Source organism: Armatimonas sp., assembly GCF_043760365.1.
In the GTDB taxonomy this organism is placed as follows: domain Bacteria; phylum Armatimonadota; class Armatimonadia; order Armatimonadales; family Armatimonadaceae; genus Armatimonas.
In genome coordinates this window covers 1-4,362 of the sequence record NZ_JAYUPA010000567.1, presented here as the reverse complement: position 1 = coordinate 4,362, position 4,362 = coordinate 1, and the positions used below count along the sequence as shown (strand labels likewise).

Here is a 4,362-nt window from a genome sequence, read left to right as displayed (position 1 = left end):
GTCGGCCTTCGCCGACTAAAATCGGTAGTCCCCGGAGGGGGACTTTTCTTCCGTAGCCGGGATTTTAATCCACGGCAAAGAGAACTGAATGGCCGTGGCTTAATACGTTATCGGAAAGGATTCGGTTACGGCTTCAGCGGATTTCTCTTTGCCCTGCGCCTCGTCCTCGTCGAAGAGCCGAATGAGCGCCTGTTCGATCATCTTCACCCCAAACTGCCCTTTGGCGTGTCGGCGCACCTTACCGTCTTTGTCAAAGAGAAAATACGTCGGCCACGCATCCACCTTCAGCTCATCGCCGATTTTATGATCATTGTCAAAGATCAGCTTCTCGGTAATGCCAAGCTCTTTTGCCACTTCCAGCACTTTGGCCTCATCCAGATCGAATTCTCCCATAGGCCGATGCACAGAAAGAACTTGCAAGCCTTTCGGGCCATACTCATCACGAAGCTTTTGCAAATGCGGCATATTTGCATGACAGGCGGAACATGATTTAGACCAGAAATACACGATACAAACACTATCTAAATTCCCACTGTTTGATTTCATTACATCATATAAATGTTTCAATCTTTACAATATCCTACCTATCATTTTTAAAATTTATCGCAAAATATCTATTTTATCATTTAACCAGGTTTCTTTTCCTGAATTCCAACATTTTACTAGTGTATTCATTAACTAATATTGATGATTTTTTATCTTTATCGCTTTTTGAAATATCAGAATGAGTCATATCAGAAAATCTTTTCTTCCAATCAGATTTATAATTTTCAACTTCTTTCATTTCAGGCTTCTGTTTACATCCAGACAATATAATAAACCCAAACAAGGCAGACAAATAAAGTTTCATGATTCTTCCTTTTTAACTTCATTTAAGGGTTCACTACATTCAGCATGACTAAATTAAATGAACCCTTCCATTTCAACAACCTACAGATGTACAATTATCGCAATTGGCATTTGGTGGTGTCCCAGGACAATTGCATGTTTTACACTGACACCACCCTCTATAGGCTGCTGTCATACAAAGAGTTCTCTCATCTGAACCGGAAGGCCACTCTGAACATGCCGATAATGCATCTTCAAGGCCAGTATCACACTCTGAACATGTTTTCCAAACTAACTTTTTCTTGTTGCTACCACAGGTTGGTAAACAGACCTCGCATTTCTGTGTCGCGCTTGGAACACAACCCGTAGTACACCCTAAACATTCTGGTGGAGTTGCAAGAGCAAGTCCAGCATTTTGGAACTCGCTTGCAACCTGCTGAGCGACTTTGTTATCCCCCGCTCGGCGCTGCATCTCTTTGCCGACTTTACGCAGAAGTTCATCCGCAGTTAGTGCAGCGACAGCGGCGGCTCCGGCTTGGAAGCCGAAGCGGGCAAGGGCTTGTCTTCGACTGAGCTTCTCTTTTTCGAATTGTGCGAGCTTCTCTGCCGCAGTCAGTTCTACTTCTTCAACCGTATTTTCAACGTTATTCATTTCCTACCTCATCCTTTGCAGAAGACACCGCTTCGTTTTGAGCTTTAAGCGCCGCTTCTTTCTTCTGAATCTCGATAACACGAGCGACAACTTGTTCGACAAGGCTGTTTATACGCTGACTTCCCTCGATTCGGTCTATCACCGCTTGGGCAACCATATCCACATAATCGTCGCGATCTTCGATAGCCATCTACGCTCCCAGGCGCACTGCACGCACAACTCTTACGAGCGTACAGTCACGGTACGCCTTGCTTTCTGGGATGCTTCCACCCTCCTCCTTTCTCTCGCGGGGAGAGGTGGCGGGGAGAGGTGGTGGGGAGAGGAAGTTACTTGTATTTTACCCCAAAGCAAAAGAAAATGTCAAGCGATAAAAGACAGATCAAAAGATTTTATTTTCATGTTCACTGACACAGTGGCTGTGTCAGTGGATTTGAAAGTCGTATCTGTCCAGAGTAACACTGTGTTCGCATACACCAACAAAGGGTGTAGAAAGAGGATCGCAAAATAACACGAGTAAAGCTTCAACTGCAAGATATTTCCGTCCCTGAAAAGATTCGTAAGGCTAGGCAAGTGCTTGCGCAGCTCGCCGGGAACCCAAACTTCCCCACTGCGGCAGCACTTAGCGCAGAACTAATGGAGAGACTATCGAGATTTGGGAAAGCGATCAAGGCTACGAATGGGAATCCTAGCCGCTCCGCAGAAATCCCTCTTTGTTCCCCCGCCGGGCGGGGGTTAGGAGGCGGGCAAGCTACTCCTCGAATTCTTCGTCGGCGATTTCTTGATCGGCGAGCTCTTGTGCATCATCGTCGTCTTTGTGTTGCGAGCGCAGGGCATCGTCCACGAGGGGCGCGAGGGTGGGCATCTCGATCAGAAACGGCGAGGGGCCGAGGGCCTTGGCATTGTGATACTGCGGCCAGGAGAGAGCGAACTGATCTTTGGCACGGGTGATGGCGACATAGGCAATGCGGCGCTCTTCTTCGAGGCTATCTAGGAGAAGCTCGCCGTCCACATAGCGTAGGCTACGGTGGTGGGGCAACAAATTCATTGCAAAACCGACCACGAAGACGCAGCGCCACTCCAGGCCCTTGGACTTATGCACCGTCATGAGGTTTACCGCGTCCTGGCCCTTGCCCGCATCCTTGGCCTTGCGAATCTGCCCGCCCACAAACGTCAGCATTCCCTCGGGCGCAAAGAAGCGCTTGCTAGCTGTCAGAAGCTCATCGAGGTTATCTAAACGGCTGGAGCCCTCACCCTCATCCTCGCTGTCACCATCCTCGTTCACGATATAGTCGTCGTAGCCGGAGAGCCGTGCAGCCATGAGGCGCGTCTGGGCCGTCTCACCCGCCTCATGAATCTCCTTAATCTGCTTACGAAAGTCTAAAATCGCCACTTCTTGCTGGGTGGTGAAGACACCTTTTTTGAGCATCTCGTAGAACGAGCACTTCTGTTTCTCCGCCAGCTCCTCCACTTTCTTGATAAATCCCAGCCCCAGCGAGCGTGTGGGTCGCCCGAACTTCGTGCTGGCGATATTGAGGATACGCTTACACGCCTCGGTGCCCGCCTCGGAGTTTGGGTCCACGGAGAGCTGAAGATACGCAAGCAAGTCCTTCACTTCCTTGCGGTTGTAAAAACTCGTGCCGCCCGTGATCTGATACGGAATTCCCGCGTTGATCAGCCCGTCCTCGAAGCATCGGGAGTAGGCATTGGTGCGATAGAGCAAGGCAAAGTCCCGGAACGCCATCGTGCCATCGCTACTCATCTGCTCCCGCAAGCGCTCCACCACCCAGAGCGCCTCGGCCTCTGCATCCAGGTGTTGTGAGAGCCAGGGCTCTTGCGCCGAGAGCTGAGTGGGCTCCATCAGCAGACGGTAGCGATCATCGAGATCCGCATGGGCGATAAGCTCGTTGGCGACCGTCACAATCGTGCCCTGCGAGCGGTAGTTGGCGGGCAAGCGGATGATCTGGCCGTTGGGGTAGCTGGTCTGAAACCCCATTACTGTGCGCTTGGGGTCGCAGCCACGGAAGCCGTAGATACTCTGCCCCACATCCCCCACAATAAAGAGATTCCCGTGTTTTTTGGACAGAAGCCGCGCCAGTTGCCACTGTACCTCACTGGTGTCCTGCGTTTCGTCCACGAGGAGAAAGTCAAACTTGCTCTGGTACTCGTCGCGGGCCTTGGCATCATCGCGGATAAGATAAAACGCTTCGAGCAGCAGATCATCGAAGTCTAGACGCTTGGCAGGAACTTTCGAGAGTACGTCCAGCTCTTTTTCTTTTGCTTTCTCGTAGCAGCGCCAGAACTTCGCGACATTCTGGATCAGCGGCAGCTCCCAGTCCGGGTAGAGCTGAGCGAGGGCGGTCTCGGCCATCTCGCAGCTATGGCCGCAGTTCTTGGAGGCCGAGATCGCCAGCAAGGCGAGCTTCGGATCGAGCTTCATGTTCTGCCCAAACGGTGGCTGGGGCAACGACTTATAGTTACTGGTCTTTCCTAGAATCGCACGGCAGACACGCTTCTGCCAGTACTCGTCGGCCAGATCGAAGCGGCCCTCTTTGCCAAAGCGCTCCGCCCACTCTTTTTTAAGAATCCGCAAGCAGTGCGAGTGAAAGGTTCCGATCCACAGCCCCGCAATCGCCTCTCCCCCAAGAAGCTTTGCCAGACGCTCGCCCATGTCGTCGGCGGCGCGACGGGTAAATGTCGTGACCAGAATACGCTCTGGTGGCACCCCTTCCGCGATGAGGCGCGCAATGCGCCGAATGAGCACCGTGGTCTTGCCTGAACCGGCCCCTGCCAGCACCAGCGCCGCCCCGTGCGTATGGGCAAATGCCTCATACTGCTGCTCATTTAGCCCGACGGCAAGATCGGCAACATCAATGGATTTAGGT

Annotated in this window: 5 protein-coding genes; all 5 read right to left on the bottom strand. The window is 51.8% G+C overall.

The features are described from left to right. Window positions 1-99: 99 nt before the first annotated feature. Window positions 100-546: a TlpA family protein disulfide reductase gene (locus ACH2EH_RS12960; RefSeq protein ID WP_395142296.1), complete on the bottom strand. Its 447-nt coding sequence runs from the start codon at window positions 544-546 to the stop codon at window positions 100-102. 76 nt (window positions 547-622) lie between these two features. Beyond that, the gene (locus tag ACH2EH_RS12955) at window positions 623-850 is read right to left on the bottom strand and encodes a hypothetical protein (protein ID WP_395142294.1); all 228 of its coding nucleotides are present in this window, start codon (window positions 848-850) and stop codon (window positions 623-625) included. A 72-nt stretch (window positions 851-922) separates the two neighbouring features. Continuing rightward, window positions 923-1,480, bottom strand: coding sequence for a hypothetical protein (locus ACH2EH_RS12950; protein ID WP_395142292.1), 558 nt, complete (start codon window positions 1,478-1,480; stop codon window positions 923-925). Next, the gene (locus ACH2EH_RS12945) at window positions 1,473-1,670 is read right to left on the bottom strand and encodes a hypothetical protein (protein ID WP_395142290.1); all 198 of its coding nucleotides are present in this window, start codon (window positions 1,668-1,670) and stop codon (window positions 1,473-1,475) included. The genes ACH2EH_RS12950 and ACH2EH_RS12945 overlap by 8 nt, the downstream gene beginning before the upstream one ends. 558 nt (window positions 1,671-2,228) lie before the next feature. Then, window positions 2,229-4,362, bottom strand: a 2,134-nt coding sequence (locus tag ACH2EH_RS12940) for an ATP-dependent helicase (RefSeq protein WP_395142288.1), incomplete at its 5' end; no start/stop codon positions are given.